Genomic DNA, 20310 nt, shown 5'->3' with positions numbered 1-20310 from the left:
CTAAGGGCGTCTTTACTGGCCACTGGCCACTGATAACTGGCCACTATCATTTACTCGCCTCCAGGGCTTTAATCCGGCCCAGCGCCTGCTGGAGCAAGGCTGCGTCCGTGTCAGGGTTGCCGGTATTCAGGAAGCGCCGGTATGCGGCCAGGGCCTCGTACTTATTGCCCAGTTTTTCCAGGGCCCGGCCCCGGCTAATAAAGGCCCGGGCATAGGTGGGATTGAGCTCCGTCACGCGATCGGCGTCGGCCAGGGCCTGTTCCGGTTTATCCAGGGCCAAATAGACCAGACTCCGGTTATATAGAATTTCCGGCCCCTGGGGATGCAGTTTCAAGGCCTGGTTATAGTCTTTGAGGGCCTCCTGAGGTTTGTCTTGGTCCAGGTAGGTGTTGCCCCGATTGTAATAAATTTGCCAGTCCTTTGGCGCGAACTTTAAAGCCTGGGTGTAGTCCGCCAGGGCCTTATCGAACACCTTCTGGCGGCTGTAGGCCAGGCCTCGGTTGTAGAGGGCCTCAGGGGAATTCGGGGCTAAATCCAGGGCCTTGTCGAAATCACCCACCGCGTCGGCCCACAGGGCCAGCTTCATTTTGGCAATACCCCGGTTGATATAGGCCTCCACCAATTCCGGGTCAAGGTTCAGCGCCGCGGAAAATTTCTCCACGGCCAGGGTAGGGTTACCCTGGCTCAGAGCGTTCAAGCCTTGCTCGAAGGGCTCCTGGGTTTCAGGTTTTTCCGGGCTGGCCAAGGCCGGTCCCAGCCATAAAACTGCGATCATGCAAATCCAAAAAACGGTTAAGCCGCTTTTGCGTAACGCCATGAAATAGCCTCATTTCTCGATAAAACAGATATGTAGGTAGGGCATGGCCCACCATTCCCGCATCTTATGATTCAAACTAGTGACCTACCGCCGCACGCGTCAATTACCGCGTCCCCGGCATATAGGGCGTTTCATCCCTCTCAGATTTACCCGAAGCCTTTTCCAGAAACGCCCGGACATCTTTCAAAGCGTCCCGGGTAGCTTCCCGGGCGGCGACGAAATCATACATCAAGTTACTTTCATCGGCCTCGATGTACTCGCTATGTTTGATCATCATTTCCGCGCCCTGGAACAGCCGCCCCACAAAAAACATGAAATAATGCAAGTCGTTGGCCATAGCTTGTCCTTGCGCACTGTAGGGGCGGGTTTGAAACCCACCCCTATGGAGGTCATTTTCACTTTTCAGTTAAATCTTGCCGCAGCGCCTCATCCACAAAGTCAGCATGGCTGCAAGCCGGGTTGATTCCAGGGCAGGCGGTCTTGGCGTGCTCCAGTTCGTCCGGTTCCACCAAAAGGATCGGGAGGAAGGGCCACTGGCCGCAGATGAAGGGTTTCACCGGGTGCACCCGGCAGAGGTTGCCCTCCATCATGAAGACGCAAAAGCCATTGCCGGCTATGGTGAGGCGGGGACCCATGGCCGAGGCCTCCACGTAAAGCCGGCTAAACTCCTCTACGGGCAGCGACAAGAGCGCGGCCATCTCCTCCACTTCTTTGGGCTTGACAAAGATGCCGCCCCGGCCGGAGCAGCAGTCGCCGCACTGTTGGCACTGGAACACCGGGGACCGGACGGCGTTAAGGCTTTGGCCGGTCACTTTCGGAGCCATATTTTTCTCAGGGAAGTCTGCATAGAACTTTAGACACCGTACCTCATGAAAAATTTGGTAGCGCAGGCGTTCCAGCCTGCGCCTGGACTGACAACGTCAATTTATATCAGACAGGCATCATTACCATTGGCGTTTTTCAACGGCGGTTGGCCGGTGGATTCGATGACGCTGCGCCACAGAGGGGAATCCAACTCCACCTCTTTCCGCCGGCCCACCGTCGCCTCTATGGGAATATGCACATAGTGGCCGTGCCAACGGCTCACCAGCATGGCGGTCTTCCCTGCCATCCCGGCATGGACCGCGTTTTGCCCCAGAAAGCCGCAGTAGATGCGGTCATTGTAGTTGGCCGGCATGCTGCGAATCAAGTAACTGGGGTCGATATACTTCAGGTTAATTTCCATATCCCGTTGCTTAAAGTAATTCTTGATCACGTCCTGGAGAAAGTGCCCGATGTTGCCGGGCTTAAGGTTGCCGGAAGGGTCCCGTTCCCGGTTTTCCTCGGTAAAATACCTTTCCCCGGCCCCCTCGGCCACCACGATGAGGGCATGATGCCGCTGTTTCAGGCGGTATTCCAGCTCGGGAAGTAAGCCGCACTCGCCCTCCAGATCAAAATCCGCCTCGGGGATCAGGACATAATTGACCTCTCGCAAAGCCAGGGTAGCATTGGCCGCGATGAAACCGGAAAAGCGGCCCATGAGTTTTACCAGGCCGATGCCGTTGGGGGAGCCGACGGCTTCGGTGTGGGCCGCATGGATAGCTCCAGTGGCCACCTCCACCGCGGTATCAAACCCGAAAGAGCGGCTCACCAGGGGGATGTCATTGTCAATGGTTTTGGGGATGACAATGACACCGATGCGCAGTTCCCGGCGGGCGATCTCTTTGCAGATTTCCAAGCCCGCCCTCAGGGTCCCGTCGCCTCCGATGAGAAACAGGATGCGGATGTTGATGCGGTCCAGGGCGTCCACGATCTCACCCGTGTCTTGGGGTCCCCGGGAAGTGGACAGGACCGTGCCCCCGAAGGTATGGATGTTGGCCACCGTCTCGGGATCGAGATTAACCAGATCATGGCCATACTTGGGAATAAACCCCTGAAAGCCGTAGCGCACGCCGTAAATATGCCGCACCCCGTAAAGATGATAGAGTTCCAAAACCAGGGCCCGGATAACGTCGTTAGTGCCGGGACACAAGCCGCCGCAGGTGACGACGGCGCAATGGACCTTGGAAGGATCGAAGTAGATGTCGGAGCGGGGACCGGCCACTTCCAGGGTCAGGGGTTTTTCGCAATTCAAACTTTGCCAATAGTCCAGGGAGTCATGGACCAGAACCCTGTCCGTATCGGGGACAAAGGCCTTCTTGATCTCCCGGCCACGCCGGTCCATCATGGAAAATTCCCGAATCGGGGACTGCACCTTGGCCTTCCCCAAAGAGGGAATCTCGGTCTTGAAATCTTCAAAATCCATTGTGGCTTGCTTCCCTCGATGCTGGTTTGCCTTCATAGTCCTGCACGCTCATGCCATGGTGCCGGCGGCGATTTCATCTTAAACCGTTCCGGCGTGCGTTTACAAGGGCCAAATCCTACCAGGTTTCGGTCATGGCCTCCATTTCATCTTTCAGTTCCCGAGCCATCAACTTTTTGATAGCTTCCTTGGGGGCCAGGCCTTCATAGAGAATTCGGTAAGACGCGGTTACTATCGGCATTTCCACTCCAAGGCGCTTCGCCAGGGCATAAACGGCCTGGGAGGTCTTTACGCCTTCGGCCACCATGGCCATGCCGGCCAGGATCTCATCCAGGGTAACGCCCTGCCCCAACTTTACCCCCACCTGAAAGTTGCGGCTCTGGCTGCCGGTGCAGGTGAGAATCAGGTCCCCCAGCCCGGCTAGGCCGGTGAGGGTCATGGGGTTGGCGCCCAGCCGCGAGCCTAACCGGACCATTTCGGCCAACCCTCGGGTGATGAGCGCGGCCCGGGGATTATCCCCCAGACCCATGCCCGTAAGAATCCCGGTGCCGATGGCAAAGATGTTCTTCAGCGCGCCCCCCAACTCCACGCCGGTGACATCGTGGGAGGTGTAAACCCGGAAATAAGGGGCGGAAAAGATCCGCTGGAGGGAGTGGGCGATATCTCGTTGCCGGGAGGCGATGGTCACCGCGGTGGGCTGCTTCTGGGCCACTTCCCGGGCGAAGCTGGGTCCGGCCAGGACTGCATAAGGCGCCTCCGCGCCCATTTCCTCCCGCACCACCCCCTCCATGGTAAGGCGCGAGTCGATCTCCATGCCCTTGGTGGCGCTGGCCAGAATCGCGCCCTGCGGCCAGTGCGGCTTGAGATCGCGCAGGACCTGGCGGAACCCGTGAGAGGGCACCACCATGAGAATCAGCCCGGCGCCATTAAGTGCAACCGAATATTCCTGGGTGAAGTTCAGCCGGGAAGACAGCCGCACCCCGGGCAGAAAGGTGTGGTTGATGCGCTCGCGCCTCAAGCCCGCATAGACCTCGGGCTCTCTGACCCACAGGCGGACGTCCTGGCCTTTTTCCGCCAGGAGCTGCGCCAGGGTGGTGCCCCAACTGCCCGCGCCGATTACCGCGATGGCTTTGGTCTCAGATGAGTCCAAGATCAGCCTCGGGCTCGGGCTCGCTGTCATCACTCTTTTCCGCCACCTTGGCCACGCTCACCACCCGTTCTTCACGCTCCAGGTCCATGAGTTTAACTCCCTGGGTGACCCGGCCGATCAAAGAAATGCCCCGGGCGAGCAGGCGCAAGATTTTCCCGCCATCGGTAACCAGCATGACTTCATCATCTTCGGTCACCTGGAGGATGCTCATAATGGGGCCGTTGCGCTTGGTGATCTCAAGTCCCTTGACTCCCAAGCCGCCCCGGTGGTGTTCGGGATATTTCTTCGGATCAGTGCGCTTGCCGAAGCCCCGCTCCGTCACCGTCAGGATGGTGCCCTCGGGACGGATCACCTCCATGCCCACGACCTCGTCTTCCGGGGCCACGTCCATCCCCTTGACGCCCCGGGCCGTACGGCCCATATCCCGGACTTCAATCGACGGGAAGCGGATGATCTTGCCCAAGCGGGTGCCCAAAAGGATGCTCTGGTCCGGCTCGCTCAGGGCTGCGCCAATAAGTTCGTCTTCGGGGTCCAGGCTTAAGGCGATAATGCCGCCGCTGCGGGGCCGCTGAAAGTTCATTAGGTCGGTTTTCTTGATGATACCCCGCCGGGTGGCCATCACCAGCGAGGGGCCCGGGGTGAATTCCCGCACCGGCAGGATGGTGGCCAACTTTTCATTTTCTCCCAATTGCACCAGGTTGACGATGGCCTTGCCTTGCGCCGTCGGCGACCCGATGGGAATTTCGTGGACCTTGAGCCAGAACACCCGGCCCTTATTGGTGAACACCAGAAAACAACTATGGGTGGAGGCGATATAGAGCTGGGAGACAAAATCGTTCTCCCGGGTGATCATACCCATGCGGCCCTTGCCGCCCCGGCGCTGGCTGCGGTAAATGGTCAGAGGGGTTCGCTTGATGTAACTCCGGTTGCTGATGGTCACCACCATGTCCTCATCGGCGATGAGGTCTTCGGCGGTAATATCCTCAGCCTGGGGCACGATTTCGGTGCGCCGGACGTCGCCGTAGCGTTCCTTGAGTTCGGTCAATTCCCCGGCGATGAGGGCCTTGACTTCGGCCTCATCCTCCAAAATCTGATGAAAGCGCCGGATAGCGGCCCGGACCGCTTCGGCCTCCTGGATAATCTTCTGGCGCTCCATCCCGGTGAGGCGCTGTAAGCGCATGTCCAAGATGGCCTGGGCCTGAATCTCGGAGAGCGCATAGCGGCTCCGGGTGTCTTCCAGAGTTTCGCCAAGCGTTGCCGTTAGGATAAACATGCCGGCCATCAATTGCTGTTTAGCCTCAGGCGGGTTGGCCGCGGCCCGGATCATGTCGATCACCTGGTCCAGCCAGTCCAGGGCGATGATGAAGCCCTCTAAAATGTGGGCCCGGGCCTCTGCCTGCTTCAATTCAAAGCGGGTGCGCCGGATGATCACTTCCCGGCGGTGCTCCAGGAAATGGTGCAGCAGATCCTTGAGGCCGAGGAGTTCCGGCCTGTTGTGGACGATGGCCACCAGGTTGATGCCGAAGGTGACCTGCATCTGGGTATGAATATATAATTGGTTTAAGATGGGTTGGGCCAGCTCGTCCTTCTTGAGCATGATCGCCACCCGGAGGCCTTCCCGGTCCGATTCATCCCGGATGTCGGAGATGCCTTCCATCTTTTTGTCTTTCACCAATTCGGCGATGCGCTCAATCAGCCGCGCCTTGTTCACCTGGTAGGGCAACTCCCGGATGATTAGGCTCTCCCGGCCGCCTTTGCGCTCCACGTTCACCCTGGCCCTCAGGCGGATGAGGCCCCGGCCGGTGCGGTAAGCCTCAGCGATGCCCTCGGCACCATAAATAAAGCCCGCGGTGGGGAAATCCGGCCCCGGGATCAGGGCCATCAGTTCTTCTAAAGTGATCTCCGGGTTATTGAGCGTGGCCAAAAGCGCGTCACAGACTTCGTCCAGGTTGTGAGGCGGGATGTTGGTGGCCATGCCCACCGCGATGCCCGAGGAGCCGTTGATCAACAAATTTGGCAGGCGGGTGGGCATCACCAGGGGCTCTTTTAACGAGCCGTCATAGTTGCCCACGAAGTCCACGGTGTCTTTATCCAGGTCCTGGAGCAACTCGTGGGCCAACCGGGTGAGGCGAACCTCGGTGTAACGCATGGCCGCGGGGGCGTCGCCATCGATGGACCCGAAGTTGCCCTGGCCGTCCACAAGCGGGTAACGCAGGGAAAAGTCCTGGGCCATGCGCACGATGGCGTCATAAACCGCGGTGTCGCCGTGGGGATGATATTTACCGATGACGTCACCGACGATGCGGGCGCTCTTGCGGTAAGGCCGGTTCCAGTCGTTGCCGCCCTCGCTCATGGCAAACAGTATCCGGCGATGCACCGGTTTCAACCCATCTCGCACGTCCGGCAAGGCCCGCCCGATAATGACGCTCAGGGCATACTCCAGATACGATTTACGTATCTCATCCTCAATGTTTATGGGTACTGCGCGTGCTTCAATCATATTAAATAGACTCGGTTGTTTGTTGTCAGCCACAGGTTATTTTAAATCCCTCGTTCCCAAGTCGCACTTGGGAACGATATTTGATGCCAAGCTAAGCTTGGCTCCTTAAAGAGGAAAATCATCAACTTTCTATCTCAGGTGGAAGTGGCGGTATCAACGGCTTTATCTGGTCAACCAATCGGGGCAGGTGGAAAGAGACCACCTGCCAGATTTCTTTGTAATCAATGTCATCATATTCATGTATCAAGACGTTGCGTTGTGCGATGATCTTGCGCCAGGGGATTTCAGGATTCTCCTGTTTGAGTTCTTCCGAGATGCGGCGTGCCGCTTCGCCGACAATTTCTATGTTTCGTTCCACCGCGGCTCGCAGCATGTCATCACTAAGAAAATCCTCAAAGGTTTTGTTCTTTAAGAAACGTTGGATTTTTTCGGCAGCTTCCAGAATGTCCCAGAGATTTGCCGGGTCTCTGCGGCTAAGAGGCATAAACGACCTCTTTGGTCGTTAGAATTTCATGACGCCGAAAGGGATTGCGGATTAAATCCTCATCCACCAGATCGACCTCACGCCCAAAAATTGCGGTAAGCTCATCCAGCATCTCAACACGATTATCGAAGGTGATCCCCCCATCCGGTTCGAAGACCACCAGCACATCCAAATCACTATCTGGCCTGAAATCATCACGCAACACAGACCCAAACAAAGAAAACTCTTTGATCTTCCACCGGCGGCAGAAGTCTTCAATCCCTTTCAAAGGAACATGAATTTTCGGTTGAGACATGATCTTTTCGCCGTGTCTTTACCCTAAGTCACTATCCTTCAGACCAGCCATATTTGCCAAATGTCTTAATAACCCAACTTTCAGAGGCTTGTTGCCGTGAATCGGTATCGACAGCCTCACGACACTTCCCGGTTTGCCATAAATGTAATGGCTCCCACTGGTCCGCAGCAATATCCAGCCATGTTGTTCAATAACTTTGGCAAACTCCTTGCCGGAAATAGACTTCATATGGCGATTTCAATCACTCGGCCAGCAGTTGTTTCAGTATTCTGTACATCAACAGATAAGCAGCCCTCCACAGCTTCATAGAGGTTTGTTAATAATTCCTCAAATGTCTCCCCTTGGGTGGCGCAACCGGGAATAGCAGGCACCTCGGCCCAATATCCGCCTTCTTCCGCCTCATGAACGATTACTTTGATCTTCATTTTTTTCTCACACTACGGATTTATCGTTGTCTGATAAACAAACTTCCCCTGCTCCACCTTAATGATCGTCACGCCCTTGATCGGATTGTGGTTTGCGCCCATGGTGATGGTTCCGGTGACCCCGGCAAAGTCTTTGGTCGCGGCCAGGGCCTCAGCCACCTTGACCCCGTCTGTCGAGCCCGCCTTATTCATCGCAGCCGTCAGAAGAAAATAACTGTCCCCGCCCAGGGCCGCAAAGGCATCCAGCGGCTTATGGTATGTGGACTCGTAGGCCTGCATAAACTTCCGGCCGGTCTCCGTATTGGTGCCTTGCCGATGGAAGTGGGCCGTGAAATACATGCCATCCACCGCCGGGCCGCCGATGCTGAGGAGTTCCGGCACCTGAGCCCCGTCCCCCGTGAGGATGGGGGTTTTCACGCCCAGGTCCTTAAGTTGCTTGGCCAGCATCGCATCTTCGGCATAATAATTGGGCGCATAAATCAGGTCAGGCTGGTTGGCCTTCAGCGCGGAAATCTGGGCGCTAAAATCCTGATCGCCGGTCTGAATATAACTGCTCCCCACAATCTGGCCGCCCCGGCGCTTGAATTCCTCCGCGAAAAACTTGGTCAGACCGACGCAGTAGTCCTGGGCCTGGTCGATGACCATGGCCACCTTTCGGGCCTGCAAATTTTCCCAGGCATACCGGGCCGCGATCCGCCCTTGGAGGCTGTCCTCAAAACAGGCCCGAAACGCAAATCTCCGATTCTGCGTCACCAGAGGGCTGGTGGCGGTGGGCGAGATATTGGGGATCCCGGCCCGCTCGGCGATGGGGACCCCGGCCAGGGTATCGCTGCTGATCACCTCGCCGATAATGGCCACCACTCTGTCTTGCTCGATGAGACGGCTTACCGCATTGGCCGCTTCGATCCGGTCGCTCCGGGTATCCAGCAGCACCAGCCTGACGGGCTGCCCCAACACCTGGGGCTGAAGCTGATGCGCCACCTGCACCCCTTCCCAGACCATCTGGCCCATGGCCGCAGCCGGCCCGGTCATAGGAAGATATAGGCCGATCTTGATTTCAGCCTTTGCTGGGGCAGCCAAAATTAAAAGCAGCCCGGCAACAAGAAATAACCGTTTAATGAGTCGCGCTCCTCGGTAAACATATTGAGGGTGGGGTGAAAGGGCGAAAAAGGATAAAGCAATTACTTGCCTTTTGGCCTTTTTCCCTTTTCCCCCCTCATTATCAGCACTATAATACCAGAAAAAAACCGTGCCGGAAAGGAATTCCGGGCAGGCTGACGAGGTGTGTCCATGGAAATGAAACTGGAAAAAATTATCATTCCCGAGGGAGCCAATCTCATTTTGGGCCAGAGCCATTTTATCAAGACTGTGGAAGACCTTTACGAAATTCTGGTGGGCGCCTCTCCCGGCATCAAGTTCGGCCTGGCCTTTTCCGAGGCCTCCGGCGATTGCCTCATCCGGGTGGAGGGCAATGATCCGGAACTTAAAGCCGCGGCCACGGAGAACGCCCGCCTCATTGCCGCGGGCCACACGTTCAATATCCTCATGAAGGAAGCCTTTCCCATCAATGTGCTCAACGCGGTCAAACTCTGCCCCGAGGTCTGCCGCATCTTCTGCGCCACCGCCAATCCGGTGGAAGTCATCCTGATTCAGACCGAACTGGGACGGGGCATCCTGGGCGTGGTGGACGGCTTCTCCCCCAAAGGCGTGGAAGACGACGCCGGCCGGGCCTGGCGTCACGATATCCTGAGGAAATTCGGGTATAAGAGTGATCTTCGGTCAAAAGTTTAAGGGTTTGCTGCCCACGCTGTCCTAACTCTATAAGGAGCCCTTATGCAGCAGTTCTTCGAGCCCCGCTCCGTGGTGCTCATCGGCACCTCGCGCCAGATCGGTCCCGGCGCCTACAACAACCTGGAGATGCTGCTCAGTTACGGTTATGCCCGGCACATCTATCTGGTGCACCCCAAGGTCCCGGAAATCCTGGGATATGAGACGTACCCCAAGGTGGCCAATCTACCTGAAATTCCGGACCTGGCGGTTATTTCCCTGGGCCGGGAACGCATGGTGGCCGCAGTGCTGGAATGCGTTAAACACGGCATTAAGCGGCTGGTGGTCATCAGCCAGGGGTTTGCCGACGCCGACGACCGCGGCAAGGAATTGGAGGCAGAAATCGTCCGGATTGCCCGGGAGTATGGCGCCCGGGTCGTGGGACCCAACACCATGGGCATCCTCAACCCATTCGCGGGCTTTACCACGGCTTTCATTGATGTGCCCCGGGACTTAAACCCACCGCCCCTCACCATGGTGGCCCAATCCGGCGCCTTCCAGGTGAGTGCCGCATGTTTCATCGACCGCATGGGCAAGGCCATCGACATCGGCAACGCCGCCGACGTGGACGCGGTGGATGTCCTGGAATATCTGGAGCACGATCCCCAGACCCGGATAATCGTCATGCATCTGGAGGGTATCAAGCGGGGCCGGCAGTTTCTCACCACCGCCAGCCGGGTCGCACGCCGCAAGCCTATTATTGTCATCAAAACCGGGCGCAGCGTGGCGGGGGCGAAGGCCGCCATGTCCCACACCGGCTCCCTGGTGGGGGAAGATGCCATCGTCGACCTGGCCCTGGCCGCAGCCGGCATCGTCAGGGTGCGCACTACGGTTGAAATGCTGGCCGTATGCCGGGCCTTTCTCCATTTCCAGCCACCCGCGGGACCTCGCCTGGGGGTGGTGACCGCCACCGGCGCCTTCGGGATCATCGCCGCGGATTGCTGCGAAGACTACGGCCTGGAACTGGCTCCGTTCCCGGAACGCCTCCGCAAACTCGAAGAAGAGCGCATCGCCTGGCATAAGCTCCATAACCCCGTCGACCTCTGGCCCCTGGGCATGGTCACCGGCTCCTTTACCGGCGTGTTCCAGCGCTCCCTCAAGGGGCTGCTCCAGGACGAACACGTGGATTGCGCCATGGGGTTGGCGCCGGCCTTAGCCTCGCCCCGCCACGCCGACCTCAATATCCCCGCGGCCGTACGGGAGGTTCAAAAACACAACCCCCAGCACAAGCCCCTGGCTATTCTGTTCTACGGCGATGCGCCGGCCATGCAGTCCCAGGCCGAGGAACTGGCCAATGAGCCCGATGTGGCCTGCTTCGACTCCATGGAAGAGGCCGTCATGGGGCTGGCGGGCGCCTGGCGCTACCGGCAATTAACCCAGAGCCCACCTAAGGATTTCAGCCTGCCCCAGCCTGCCGCGTCCCGCCCGGTCGCCGTGCCGTCTCAAGGGGTGCTGGTGGGGGAGGCGGCCTTAAAAATTTTGCGGGCCTATGATTTCCCCCTGGTCCCCGGGGTCGTGGCCGCCAACGTTGCCGCAGCCGAGGCCGTTGCGGCAGAGATGGGCTACCCGATAGTGCTGAAGATTATTTCCCCGCAATGGCTGCACAAATCCGATTTAGGCGGAGTCGTGCTCAATATCGCCACGGCAGCAGAACTGCGGCAGGCCTATCAGGACCTGGTTGCCCGGTTTCAAGCGCGGACCCCAACCGGCGAGCTTTCGGGCATCCTGGTACAAAAGCAGGTTAAGGGGATAGAGGTGCTCATTGGACTTAAGCGCGACCCCCAATTCGGGCCGGTGCTGGTGGCCGGAGCCGGAGGCATTTACACGGAAATTCTCAAGGACGTGGCTAGAGCCCTGGTGCCGGTGACCCCTGAACAGGCCACCGACCTGCTTCAGACCCTGAAAATTTACCCCATCCTCAAAGGCAGCCGGGGCCAGGCCGGGGTCAATATCTCCGCCCTGGTTGAGACCATGGTCAAGCTCTCCCGGTTGGCCGTGGACTACCCGGAAATCCAGGAACTTGACCTCAACCCCGTACTTGCCGACCCCCAGGGCTGCTGGTGCGTGGATTGCCGGATAGTGCTATGAGTTTTCGGTTTTCCAAAATTCCCTCTACCCCTATTTGTAAAAAGGGGGGAACTATAAGGAATTACCTCTTAAAGTCCCCCTTTGCAAAAGGGGGATTGAGGCGCAATGCTGTTCACTTAAGCACTTGTAGGGGCGGGGTCTCCCCGCCCTGATTTAAAGAGTGCCACGGGCTGGGCGGGGAAACCCCGCCCCTACATCCGAATAGCAGTCGCCAATGCTTAAGTGAATTGGATTTAGGGGGATTTAATAATCAGCAATCGGCAGAAATTTATGGCAAATGCTCTTACAGAAAAAACTGAAAACCCGGTGCTTTTATGAAAGCCGCCGTGTTGGCGGCGGGGTTGGGGACGCGGCTTTTGCCGCTTACCGCTATCTATCCCAAGCCGTTGATGCCGATATTGAACCGGCCCCTGTTGGGGGTGGTGCTGGCCCAGTTGGAGGCCGCGGGCTGCTTTCAGGTGGCGGTGAACACCCATCATCTGGCCGATCAGGTGCATGATTATTTGCGCTCTGAGCCCTGGAGTTTTCTCCTTAGCGTGAGCTTTGAGCCGGACATTTTGGGTACCGGCGGCGCCATCAAGCAACTGGGGGAGATTTTGCGGGATGAGCCGTTTCTGGCCATCAACGGCGATATCCTGACGGACCTGGATATGGCCGGGATGTATCGCCGCCATCAGCCCGGAGCAGTCAGCACCCTGGTGCTCCATGACTGCCCCGCCTATAACAACGTCTGGGTGGCGGATGGCGCGGTGGTAAGCATCGGCGCGCCCCCGCCTTCAGGCGCGGGCTCGCCCCTGGCCTACACCGGTATCCAGGTGGTGGACCCGAAGTTGATGGATTATCTTCCTCCCGCCGGACAGAAATATGATCTGGTGCAAGCCTGGCGAGAGGCTATGGCCAAAGGTGAGCGCTTGGCTTACTTTGAAGTTAGCGGCCTATTCTGGCAGGATATCGGCGCCCCGGAGAATTATCTGGCGGCCCACGCGCGGCTGCTCCACGGGGAATCCCCAAAACTGGCCCACTATTTTCCGGGCTTAACCGACCCCCTGATCGGCCCCGGGGCCAGAATCGGGGCCGGGGTGAAGTTCAGCGGCGCAGTCTGCTTAGGCGCGAACGTGGAAGTAGGGGAGGGCGCCTCCTTAAAAAATACCGTGGTCTGGGACCAAGCCGTCATTGCTCCAGGCGTGGAGTTGGAGGGGTGCATCGTCGCCTCCCGGGTCCAGGTAAAAAAAACCGCCCGGGGTCAGGTGCTGGTCTAAAAATTAGTTCAAAGTTTTTACTGGTTCCCAAGTTGTACTTGGGAACCCAAATATAACCCAAGCTATGCTTGGGACATTATCAACGCCAAGCCAAGCTCGTAGACGAGAAGATAAAATTTTGCATTTAGAGGTTCTTATGCCCGATAAACTCTGGACCGCGCGACTCGCGGCCGCGGCCCAAGCCCGGGGCGTCAGCCTGACCTCACCCCAAACCTTGGCGGGGGACGGCTCCGACCGCCGTTTCTACCGCCTGTTGGGCTCTCCCACCGCGGTCCTGCTCTTCCACCCGAACCCGCCGGGCGGGGAGGTGAATGAAAACGACTCCTATTACCGGATAGGTCGGCACCTTAGAACCCAAGGGGTCCCGGTGCCGGAAATCTACACCTATTGCCGGGACGAGTCCTGGATGCTCCTGGAAGACCTGGGTGATATCAGCCTGGAGGCCGTCATCAACCGGCAATCTTTAGAGAGCCAGATTCGCCACTGGTACCGGCAGGCCCTGGAAACCCTGGTGACCATGCAGATCAAGGGGAAAGAGGGGTTTGATTCCTCCTGGTGTTTTGACACCCCGGTAATGCACCGTCCGTTCTTATGGGAGCGGGAGTGCGGCTATTTCGTCCGGGCCTTCCTGAATAATTACCTGCAATTGCACACTACCATGGAGGATTTGGCGCCGGATTTCGAGCGTCTCCTCACCGGGGCGCTGCCCCCCGGCCCCAATTACTTCCTGCACCGGGATTATCAGTCCCGGAATCTCCATATTACCGGCGGGCGCCTCCGGGTCATCGATTTTCAAGGCGGGCGGCTGGGGCCGTTAGGCTACGACCTGGCAGCTCTCCTCATCGACCCTTATGTTAACCTGAGCCCCCCCTGGCAAGAGGAATTTATAGGTTATTACCTGGAACAAATCCAGGCCTGCGTGGATGTGGATACAGCGGCTTTCCGAGAGCAATACTTCCACCTGGCCCTCTGCCGCAATCTGCAAATTCTAGGGGCTTACGGCTATCTTACCAAAGCGAAGGGCAAGACCTATTTCGCCCGCTATATCCCTACGGCATTGGAGAGCCTGCGGCGGCGGCTGGCCGAGCGTCCGGGGGCCTTCCCGCGCCTGGCCGAGTTGGCGGAGAGCTTGCCGGCCCAGGTTAAAAGGGGGTAGGAAAACCGGGAGGGCAGGGGTAGTCGCCCAGGTCTTCATAACTCTTAATAATTTGACGTCAAACATAGAGTAATTAATATTGGTGGGGCGGGCCTCCGTGCCCGCCTCTGGCCGATTGTTAATACGCTTGGAAGAAAAACTATTCATCCTTTGGCGTAGACTCAGAAAAGAACCATCTGAGCATTTTCAAAAACTCTATCGTTGACGTAAGATTAGTATCAAAAGTCGTAGTTAAAATAGACGTCAGCTCCGGAGTTCCGGGTGCCGAACTGGGACTCGACGCTCAGGTTCTTGTTGAACTTGTATTGCACCCCCACCTGCTGTTCATAGGTCCCCCGTTCTTCGTTGAGATTACGTCCCGCAAAAATACTGACATTCTTGGTAACCTCTTTTTCCACACCCACCGTGGGCCGGCCGCTCACCAGGCCGCTCTTGACCTTGATGCCGCCCAAAAAAGGCAGGGTCGATCCCAATATTTCGCTTATCTTGCCGGTACTGATGCCACCCAACACTCCCAATTGTTGGGCCCCCAGAGCAAAGTACTGCTCTTTGCTCAAGGTGGCGGCCGGAGCGCCGAATACCAGGTAGGACAGCACATCCGCGGGCGGGAGCGGCGGCAGGCTTTCCAGATGGATTTGAGGATTGGTCACCGTGCCGTTTACCGCCAGGACCAGGGTGATATCATCCATTTCGTGGGTAGCCTTGGCATCCACCAGAATAGGTTTGCCGGGAACCCCGGGCATGGTAAGGATAGCCCGCTCCACTTTAAAGGGTTTCTCTTCGATATCCAAGGTACCGTGCAGAGCTCGAATATCTCCTCCCAGAGCCAGCTTTTGGTCCGGTTTTTTTAAAGCCTTGAGGTGAGCGGTCAGTTCCACCTGGCCCATGGGGTCTTTGAGAAAGACATTCCCCGGAGCCTCAATGGCGACGTCGATGCTCATGGCCTGATAGAGGTCTGGGGCGGCTGTACCCTGAGGCTCGGGTTTCAGGGGTAAAAGAATGACATCCGGTTCCTTACCGGACCGGAAGAAGGTCGGGCGGAATTGGGCTTTGGGAACCAGCAGGCGCCCCTTGGCCACCAGCGCAGTAAGGGGGCCGCCCACATCGATGGCGCCGTTGGTCCAGAGATCGTTGCCCCCCCGGTTCAGGAGTTGGAAGTTATCGGCCTGGACCCGGGTCTGGACCCGAATAGGTCCGGCCAGCACGATTTCTCCGGACAGGCGCAGGGTGCCGTCGCTTTCGAGAATCAGGCCCGGAATCACAATTCTGTCGCCCTGGAGGCGAATCTCTCCAGGGACCAGGTGATACGGGGTCCCGGCCTGGCGGAGTTGCAGCGTTCCAGCGCTCCAGCGCAGATAACCCGAAACCTTGGGCTGGCGCGGGTTACCCCGGGCTTCCGCCATCACATCCAGGGCGCCCTCTGCTCTTTGCACATCTTTCAAAATGATAGTTAAAAGGGAGAGGTCGACACGTTCGCTTTGCACCCGCAGGTCCAGGCCATCTGGGGCCAGGGCAAATTCAAACGGCAGCAACGACACGCGAACCGGCACTGAGCCTCTCCAGACCAGACGGGAGTGCAAATTTCCCATTTCCAGGTAGCCGGAAACCTGGGCCTGATTATCATGATAAGCCAGGGTGGTGGTCAAGGCCGCGATGGACACATTCTTAATCTTGCCGCCGGTCAGTGCCATCTGGCCGTCAATAATGGGGGTTCGGGGATTACCGGCCAGGGTCAGCCGGCCGTTGAGTTTGCCGGTGGCGGCCAGACCCAGGGGAGACAGGAGCGCGGCATCCAGGTTTTGGACTTCCAGGCGCCCGGAAAGCTCCTGGTCCCGGGCCAGGCCCGAGATGGTCACCATGCCGCCGTCGATCTGAAAGGTGGCCGGGGTGATCTCCCAGCCGGGAAGGAGACGGACCTGGAAAGGCGTCTTGTTTTTGACCGCCAGTCCCTGGCTTTTCCAGGTGACCCGGGCCACGCTAAGAGTCAGGGGCCTGGCCGCCAGGTCCGCGGTCCCCGCCACCTCGAACTTGGGCTCCTTGGGGGAGGTGCCCACCGCCTGGAACTGCCACTGGCCGCCGGCGCCGCCGGCGTTAAGATTAATACGGGTAAACGTCCCGGCCGGGGTGTGAAGTTGGTTGCCCGCGAGCTGCAGGTTTCCGGATTGAGGCGGCCACCCCGCCAGGGTGCCGTTCAGGTTCGCCGACTCCAGGGTGACGCCTTTGATGGAGAGTTTTTGCACCTGAGCCGCCAGGTTCACTCGGGGGACCTTCCAGGGTCCTTGCACGTTACCCCGAGCCGTAAGCGACGCAAAGGTCGGCCCCGAAGGCAGCGGCAGCGCGCCAGAGCCGGACACCGACGCATCGAAGGAAACATTCACCTCGGTCTCCGTCAGAGTGCCGCTCAAGGAGGCCGCCAGGCCCGCGGACTGGACGTTGGCCTTTGAGAGGCTCAATTTCCGTCCCTCCAGGGTGAAGCTGGCTGACAGGGCTTGCACCGGCCGGTTATTGATCCGGCCGCTGGCCTCAAGGTTCCCGGACAGAGAGGCCTGGGACAGAGAGAGGTTGGCAGGCGCCCGGAACTTGCCGGTAAAACAACTGGTGAGATTGGTGCCCCCGAACTTAGTCAGCCCCAGTTGAGCAGGCTGCAAGTTTCCGGTCTGCACGGAAAGATCACCGGAAAGCCCTTGGCCGGTTTCCCCCAGGGGCAGGAGGTGGCCGCTGGCCTTGAGGTCCACCGTGCCGAAACTCCCCGCCGCGGCGGACTTAAGTTCCTGGCGCCGGGCATTGCCGGACAGGTCCAGCTCCACCTTGTCCACTTTGATCTCGCCATAGCGGAAAGGTTCCAGTACCAGATGCGTCGATAAAGACTCAGGGTTCCAGGGCAGACCTTTGCCTTCCACATGCAGATGCGCGTTGACCGGACTCAATCCCTGGATAGATTGCGCCTTAAGGTCCTTGATTTCCTTGAGTTGAGCCGTGCTCAAGCCCTTGAGATCGAAGTCCAGGGCAAACACCGCGGGCTTGACCTTGGCGTTCAGCTCACCCCGGAGGGCGTAATCGGCCTGACCAAGCTTGCCCCGGACCTCGATTTTGCCCTCTTCAGGAGTGCTGCTAAGGTTAACGGCCCCGGATAGCTCCCAAAGAGCAGGCCACCCAGGCCAGAAGCCGTGAATCTTGTCCCCGGCCAGAGGCCCAATCTTGCCGGTCATAGAACAGGTAAGGGAAGTAAGGGGGCCGCAGATTTCCCCCTCTAAAGAGACGACAGTCTGGCCGGCCAATTTCACCTTCAAAAAGTCGATTTTGGCGCGGTCCTCTATATATGCCAGCCGGGTCTCCAATTCGGCCCGGCCTTGGGGGGTGGTAATCCCCAGGGAGCGCAGGTTCACCCGGGCCTGTTGCTGCGGCTGGCCCCAATTCAGGAGAGTTAGGCTGGAGTCAAGCTCCAAATTGGTATAGTGCCGGCTGGCGCCGCCTTCGGTAATCACCACTTCGCCCTGCTGGACCACAAGGTTTGAGAGTTCAATTTCCCGCAAGAAATAAGTGATTATTTTGTCCGCCAGTCCCGGGGGTTGGGTGGGCTTGGCTGACTCTTTAGGCAGAAGGCTGACGTTCCACTGTCCGGATTTTTCCCGATACAGGGACACTCGGGGTTTTACTAGGGCCAGCTTGCCCAGGTCCAGATGGAAAGCGGTGACGGACGCCAGGGAAAGGCGCACCTCCAGGCGGTCGGCGGTTAAGACGGTCTGGCCATCAGGGCCGGTAAGTTCCAAATCCTTGAAAGTTAGGCCGATTATGGGATTGCCGGAGATTTCCTTGGTGGTCACTTTCCCGTTCACTTTGGCTTGGATCAGAGAAAGCAGGTATGAACCGCCCCAATCGGTGGTATCCGACATGAGCGCCCAGGTCCCGGCGCCCGTAAGCAACACGAGGACCGCCAGGGTCAGCAGAATAATCTTGGTATGCCGCATCAGGCCTCCTTCTCCCTAAAAACCATAGCCCACCGTGAAGTGGATCTGGTAAGGGCTGTCTTCCTGATAATTGATGCGGTTAGTGGGAAAGGCGATATCCACCCCGATGGGGCCGATGGGGGAGAGATAGCGCAGACCGAACCCTGGCGAATATTTGAGCTGCCCCAGGTCGAAGTTGTGAATCTTGGGATAGACGTTGCCCGCGTCCATAAAAATCACCCCGCCGATTTTTGGGTAGATCGGCAGGGGAAAACGCCCTTCCAGGCTTAATTCTACCACAGCTTCACCGCCGATGGGGTTGTTGCTGGCGTTCCTTGGGCTCAGGTAGTCCAGTTGATACCCCCGGACGCTGGTAGCCCCGCCGCTGAAGAACAACCGCGATATGGGGATCTGGGTAGTGGACTGCATGGGCTGGATGAGGCCGCCCCTGACCCGCCCCGCGAGCACAAAATTTGAGTCGCCGATCGCGTGATAACGCTTTACGTCAAGCACTGACTGGGAGAACTGGAGCCCCGAGCCGAAAAACGTGGGGGCGAACTGATTGGCCCACACCACGATGCCCCCCCGGTGCGGGTCGATAGCGCTATCGGTGGTTTCCTGGCGCAGGCCCAGGACGGCAAAGGAAGCCCGATACATTTTCTCCGGTTGCGTCCCCTGAAGCAGGATCAGGGTTTCCACCGGAATGTCGAAGGGACGGGCGAATTCCAACCCATGTCCAAAATACAGCCGCAGGTCATAGGGAATGTCCCGTTCCAGACGGGACTGGGTAAAATAGGCCTGGTCGTTGAAGCCAGGCAAAAACCGGCGGCGCACCCCGGTCTCGTTCACAAAATCAAATTTCGAGTTGAACACCACCGGATTGTAAAACGACTGCGTATACAAGTAGCCTAGGGTGGAATACCGGGCGTCCAGGTTTATCAGCCGGCCCCCGCCCCACAGGTTGCGGTATACCATCCCCAGCCGGACCCGCACCTTATCTTCATCGCCATATCCCAGGCCGAATTTCAGCGAGCGTTTCTTCCGCTCTTCCAGTTGAACGAGAATGGGGATGGTAGATTCCTGCGGCGGGACCTCCTCCGGCGTCAGGACCACGCTCTTGAAGAGGTTGGTGGCATAGAGCTTGCGCTGGGTATTGAAAAGTTCCCCCAGGTTAAAGACCTGGCCGGCCTTGAAGCTGATCTTTTCCCGAATCGCGGCCGCGGGCGTTTCCAGTTTTTCCTCGTCCTGGATATTCACGCCCCCGAAGTAGCACAAGGGGCCGGGATTGACGCTCAGGAGAATGCGGGCGGTATTGTCTTCTTCATTCAGGTAGATCCGGCCCCTCACCTTGACTTTGGGGTAGCCATGGTTGGGCAGATAGTTGAGATAAAGGTTCTTAAGATCGTCGTAGGGCTTTTCCGCGAAACGGTCCCCAGGCTTGAGAGGCCATTTCTGCCTCAGTTCGGACAGGTCCACCGGCCCGGCAACCTCTATGTTGATGTCGGTGACTTTGACCCAGGGTCCTTCGTCAATTCTGAGGGTGACGTTCACCTCCCGTTTCGAGGCATAGACGATTTCTGGCGTGATTTTGGAGTGATAAAAACCCTGGCGGCGGTAAAAATTCCTGAGGAGTTCCCCATAATATTCCAGATCTTGGAGCCGAATGGTTGCAGGCTTACCCCAGGGAGGCCAGAAAGATGGCTTTTTTAAGGCTATTTCTTTGAGGAGGTCCTTGGTACGGACCGTTTCATTCCCAACAAAGCTGAACGATTTGAGCGTAAGCTCACCCGGTCCTTGCGCGGGAGCAGTAACCGCAGCTGCTTTTGGCTCCTGCTCATCCGGCGGGACTGGCGCCGGGGGGACATTTGGCGCCGGCGCGACGCCTGGCTCCGCAGTCTCGGGGACGGCGGGTTCGGGAGCAGGGGCTTCAGCCCCCAGACCCCGGGAAACCCCCACCAGGGTCAGCACCAGGATGAGGGGCACTAGCCATCGCCAAATCCCGGTTACCCGCATCCGCTTCCTCATTACTCCTTTACCCCAATTTTATAGGAGAGGATTGCGCCCAGCCAGCAAAAGGCCGG

General features: G+C 58.2%; 16 protein-coding genes. 4 read left to right on the top strand and 12 right to left on the bottom strand.

Annotation, left to right across the window (positions count from 1 at the left end):
- Nucleotides 1-46: 46 nt before the first annotated feature.
- From WC600_07070 to WC600_07025, 10 genes are all read right to left on the bottom strand, one after another.
- Nucleotides 47-817: a tetratricopeptide repeat protein gene (locus WC600_07070; protein MFA4902491.1), complete on the bottom strand. Its 771-nt coding sequence runs from the start codon at nt 815-817 to the stop codon at nt 47-49.
- 103 nt (nt 818-920) lie between these two features.
- Entirely contained in the window at nt 921-1154 is a 234-nt protein-coding gene (locus WC600_07065; protein MFA4902490.1) for a hypothetical protein, read from the bottom strand.
- 58 nt (nt 1155-1212) lie between these two features.
- A complete protein-coding gene (locus tag WC600_07060) occupies nt 1213-1641 on the bottom strand; it encodes a YkgJ family cysteine cluster protein (protein MFA4902489.1) in 429 nt (142 codons plus the stop codon).
- Between the two features lie 101 nt (nt 1642-1742).
- Nucleotides 1743-3101, bottom strand: coding sequence for an ATP-dependent 6-phosphofructokinase (locus tag WC600_07055; GenBank protein MFA4902488.1), 1359 nt, complete (start codon nt 3099-3101; stop codon nt 1743-1745).
- 115 nt (nt 3102-3216) lie between these two features.
- Nucleotides 3217-4248 (bottom strand): NAD(P)H-dependent glycerol-3-phosphate dehydrogenase, encoded by a 1032-nt coding sequence (locus WC600_07050; protein MFA4902487.1) that lies wholly within the window; start codon nt 4246-4248, stop codon nt 3217-3219.
- Nucleotides 4235-6748, bottom strand: coding sequence for a DNA gyrase subunit A (gene gyrA, locus WC600_07045; protein ID MFA4902486.1), 2514 nt, complete (start codon nt 6746-6748; stop codon nt 4235-4237). The genes WC600_07050 and gyrA overlap by 14 nt, the downstream gene beginning before the upstream one ends.
- 121 nt (nt 6749-6869) lie before the next feature.
- Nucleotides 6870-7232 carry a DUF86 domain-containing protein gene (locus tag WC600_07040; protein ID MFA4902485.1) on the bottom strand — a complete coding sequence of 121 codons (363 nt, stop codon included), beginning with the start codon at nt 7230-7232 and terminating at the stop codon, nt 6870-6872.
- Nucleotides 7222-7527, bottom strand: a complete 306-nt coding sequence (locus tag WC600_07035; GenBank protein MFA4902484.1) for a nucleotidyltransferase family protein — start codon at nt 7525-7527, stop codon at nt 7222-7224. Before WC600_07035 ends, WC600_07040 begins: the two co-directional genes overlap by 11 nt.
- Nucleotides 7528-7751: 224 nt before the next feature.
- Entirely contained in the window at nt 7752-7952 is a 201-nt protein-coding gene (locus WC600_07030; GenBank protein MFA4902483.1) for a type II toxin-antitoxin system HicB family antitoxin, read from the bottom strand.
- Between the two features lie 12 nt (nt 7953-7964).
- Complete coding sequence (locus tag WC600_07025; GenBank protein MFA4902482.1) at nt 7965-9032, bottom strand: ABC transporter substrate-binding protein; 1068 nt, start codon at nt 9030-9032, stop codon at nt 7965-7967.
- Nucleotides 9033-9242: 210 nt separating this feature from the next.
- Between WC600_07025 and WC600_07020 the strand changes: the two genes are divergently transcribed.
- The 4 genes from WC600_07020 (at nt 9243) to WC600_07005 (ending at nt 14282) form a co-directional block, all read left to right on the top strand.
- Nucleotides 9243-9743, top strand: a complete 501-nt coding sequence (locus WC600_07020) for an adenosine-specific kinase (protein ID MFA4902481.1) — start codon at nt 9243-9245, stop codon at nt 9741-9743.
- 42 nt (nt 9744-9785) lie between these two features.
- Nucleotides 9786-11867 carry an acetate--CoA ligase family protein gene (locus tag WC600_07015; protein MFA4902480.1) on the top strand — a complete coding sequence of 694 codons (2082 nt, stop codon included), beginning with the start codon at nt 9786-9788 and terminating at the stop codon, nt 11865-11867.
- Between the two features lie 314 nt (nt 11868-12181).
- Complete coding sequence (locus WC600_07010; protein MFA4902479.1) at nt 12182-13126, top strand: NDP-sugar synthase; 945 nt, start codon at nt 12182-12184, stop codon at nt 13124-13126.
- A 136-nt stretch (nt 13127-13262) separates the two neighbouring features.
- Complete coding sequence (locus tag WC600_07005; protein ID MFA4902478.1) at nt 13263-14282, top strand: phosphotransferase; 1020 nt, start codon at nt 13263-13265, stop codon at nt 14280-14282.
- 218 nt (nt 14283-14500) lie between these two features.
- Here WC600_07005 and WC600_07000 read toward each other — a convergent pair whose 3' ends face one another.
- Nucleotides 14501-18250, bottom strand: a complete 3750-nt coding sequence (locus WC600_07000) for a translocation/assembly module TamB domain-containing protein (GenBank protein MFA4902477.1) — start codon at nt 18248-18250, stop codon at nt 14501-14503.
- 15 nt (nt 18251-18265) lie between these two features.
- Nucleotides 18266-20242 (bottom strand): BamA/TamA family outer membrane protein, encoded by a 1977-nt coding sequence (locus WC600_06995; GenBank protein MFA4902476.1) that lies wholly within the window; start codon nt 20240-20242, stop codon nt 18266-18268.
- Nucleotides 20243-20310: the final 68 nt, after the last annotated feature.

The sequence above is a fragment of the Desulfobaccales bacterium genome (genome assembly GCA_041648175.1).
Lineage (GTDB): Bacteria > Desulfobacterota > Desulfobaccia > Desulfobaccales > 0-14-0-80-60-11 > 0-14-0-80-60-11.
Note: the sequence above shows the minus strand (reverse complement) of the source record. Positions and strands in the feature narration are given on the sequence as shown.

Coding starts and splice junctions, on each gene's coding strand:
- WC600_07070 (MFA4902491.1), bottom strand. CDS start 817: ATGGCGTTACGCAAAAGCGGCTTAACCGTTTTTTGGATTTGCATGATC.
- WC600_07065 (MFA4902490.1), bottom strand. CDS start 1,154: ATGGCCAACGACTTGCATTATTTCATGTTTTTTGTGGGGCGGCTGTTC.
- WC600_07060 (MFA4902489.1), bottom strand. CDS start 1,641: ATGGCTCCGAAAGTGACCGGCCAAAGCCTTAACGCCGTCCGGTCCCCG.
- WC600_07055 (MFA4902488.1), bottom strand. CDS start 3,101: ATGGATTTTGAAGATTTCAAGACCGAGATTCCCTCTTTGGGGAAGGCC.
- gyrA (MFA4902486.1), bottom strand. CDS start 6,748: ATGATTGAAGCACGCGCAGTACCCATAAACATTGAGGATGAGATACGT.
- WC600_07040 (MFA4902485.1), bottom strand. CDS start 7,232: ATGCCTCTTAGCCGCAGAGACCCGGCAAATCTCTGGGACATTCTGGAA.
- WC600_07035 (MFA4902484.1), bottom strand. CDS start 7,527: ATGTCTCAACCGAAAATTCATGTTCCTTTGAAAGGGATTGAAGACTTC.
- WC600_07030 (MFA4902483.1), bottom strand. CDS start 7,952: ATGAAGATCAAAGTAATCGTTCATGAGGCGGAAGAAGGCGGATATTGG.
- WC600_07020 (MFA4902481.1), top strand. CDS start 9,243: ATGGAAATGAAACTGGAAAAAATTATCATTCCCGAGGGAGCCAATCTC.
- WC600_07015 (MFA4902480.1), top strand. CDS start 9,786: ATGCAGCAGTTCTTCGAGCCCCGCTCCGTGGTGCTCATCGGCACCTCG.
- WC600_07010 (MFA4902479.1), top strand. CDS start 12,182: ATGAAAGCCGCCGTGTTGGCGGCGGGGTTGGGGACGCGGCTTTTGCCG.
- WC600_07005 (MFA4902478.1), top strand. CDS start 13,263: ATGCCCGATAAACTCTGGACCGCGCGACTCGCGGCCGCGGCCCAAGCC.
- WC600_07000 (MFA4902477.1), bottom strand. CDS start 18,250: ATGCGGCATACCAAGATTATTCTGCTGACCCTGGCGGTCCTCGTGTTG.
- WC600_06995 (MFA4902476.1), bottom strand. CDS start 20,242: ATGCGGGTAACCGGGATTTGGCGATGGCTAGTGCCCCTCATCCTGGTG.